Here is a 1,990-nt window from a genome sequence, read left to right as displayed (position 1 = left end):
ATACGGGGATCTTCAAGGCTGGCAAAATGCTCGATCATGCTGGCGGACACTCAAGGCTCCTCAAGGCGATTGGCTAACAGGGGGCCGCAACATCATGTCAGATCTAGCGTTAATACGCGCTCGCCCTGCTCGCCTGGGGCAGAAAGAACTCAAAGCAACTGCCGACCTTGGGGGTGGATTCCACCCAGATGCGACCACCGTGGCGCTCGACAATGCGCTTGCAGATCGCCAGCCCGATGCCGGTGCCGGGATATTCTCCCCGCCCATGCAGGCGCTGGAAGAGCACAAAAATGCGCTCGAAAAAGCGCGGTTCTATTCCCATACCATTGTCGCACACCGAGAAGATCCAGCCCGGCTCGGAGGCCGGACTGGGGCGCGCCTGAATTTGCACCATCACCGGCTCGTCCATGCGGCGGTAGCGCAGCGCATTGACAAGCAGATTATCGAACAGCTGGCGCATCTGCGTCGGATCGGCCCAAATCACCGGCAACTCGCCGATACTCAGCTTGGCACCGGTGTCCTCCAGCGCCTGGTGCAGATCGGAGCGCGTTTGTTCGACAACGGAGGCAATGGCAACCGACTCAAATGGCTTACCGTGGGTGCTGACGCGCGAGAGTGTCAGCAGGTCGTCGATCAGGGTGCGCATGCGATTGGCGCCATCGACGGCGAACGCGATGAACTCGCGCCCGTCCTCATCGAGCTGATCGGCATAGCGGCGTTCAATGAGCTGCACATAGCTGGTAATGGTGCGCAGCGGCTCCTGCAAGTCATGCGAGGCGACATAGGCGAACTGTTGCAACTCGACATTCGAGCGTTTGAGTTCCGCAAGCAACGCCGCCTGCTCGGCCTCGCTGGTTTCGCGCAAAGCAACCTCAACTTCCAGGAGATCGCGGCTCGTCATGCTGCGCGCCAGTGCCTCACCCAGCTGATCGAAGCTGCGACTGAGGTCGCCGAGTTCATCCGACTGCCGCAGCTGCGAGCGCGCACTGAGATCGCCATTGGCGTAGCGCTCGGCCTGCGTGATAAGCAACTGCAATGGCTGACGCAGCCGGCGGCGCAACGACAGCGCCACGAACAGCGCTACCAGCAGCAGGATCACCACTGCCAACCCGAAGACCGTGCGGGCGGTATTCAGCGCCTCATTCAGGCGCTGGCGTTGCACGAACTGCTGGCGCTCCAGCTGCGCAATCAGCTGGCGATGCTCAATGAGCAGATGCTGAAACTGGGCATCGGGGTATTCCTGCTGCGCCAAGCCGCCAGGTTGGGCAACCTGTTCGCTTTGTGCAATGAAATGCTGAAAGATCTCGTCGAGGGCGGTCACTCCGGCGGTCAGTGCCACCGGGGAGCTTTCTAGCCCGGGGGCCTCTTGCAGCAGATGCATCACCTTATGGTAGGTCGCGCTCCACTGCTGGCGCGGGCGCTCCCCCGGCCAGTGGCGATATTCATGCGCAATCAGCATCAATTCGCTGCTGAGATGCCGCAGCTCAGTCAGTCGCGCCTCGGCGGCCAGGCGGTGATCCGTCTCCTGTGCTGCCCACCAGGCAATGGCCATCAGCATCACGGTGGTCACCACAATCGAGCTGGTGGACAGCACAATACCGGTGATCAGGCGCATGGAGTCTCAATCTCGCAGCAGGACGCTTTCAGGCGCTACGGCACGCGACGGCCCGGGCGCCAGGAAGCGCGCATCGTTGGGAATCTGTGCGTTGGCCACAGGCGTACGCCCCAGGTGCCAACGCGCCTCGCTTTCAAGGGTCAGAAGGGGCCAGGTGCGTGTGGGCGTCTCCTGCATCTGCACAATGGCACGCTGCACCACCTGCAACATACGTTGACGTATAACGTCCACCAAGGTACATGCGCGCTCAGGGCGAGCGCGTATTAATCGTCAAGCAGCCAGGATCTTAGCGCGATAGTCGTCGTCCCAGGCGGCCTTGCGACGTTTGTGCGCCATGCTGAGCGAGGAGCCTTCCTTCTCGAGTAGGTTGACGCA

General features: G+C 61.6%; 2 protein-coding genes. Both read right to left on the bottom strand.

Annotated features, from left to right (window positions below; translation table 11 throughout):
• Positions 1-109 precede the first annotated feature (109 nt).
• Positions 110-1,615, bottom strand: a complete 1,506-nt coding sequence (locus CKO36_RS18855) for a sensor histidine kinase (protein WP_200286445.1) — start codon at positions 1,613-1,615, stop codon at positions 110-112.
• 6 nt (positions 1,616-1,621) lie between these two features.
• Positions 1,622-1,846, bottom strand: coding sequence for a hypothetical protein (locus tag CKO36_RS18850; protein ID WP_200286444.1), 225 nt, complete (start codon positions 1,844-1,846; stop codon positions 1,622-1,624).
• Positions 1,847-1,990 lie beyond the last annotated feature (144 nt).

It is taken from the genome of Rhabdochromatium marinum, assembly GCF_016583795.1.
Classification (GTDB): Bacteria; Pseudomonadota; Gammaproteobacteria; order Chromatiales; family Chromatiaceae; genus Rhabdochromatium; species Rhabdochromatium marinum.
The sequence above is the reverse complement of the archived record's forward strand: the minus strand, read 5'-3'. Positions and strand labels throughout refer to the sequence as shown.

Excerpts from the sequence above, each read along its gene's own strand:
- CKO36_RS18855 (WP_200286445.1), bottom strand. The coding sequence starts at position 1,615 with ATGCGCCTGATCACCGGTATTGTGCTGTCCACCAGCTCGATTGTGGTG.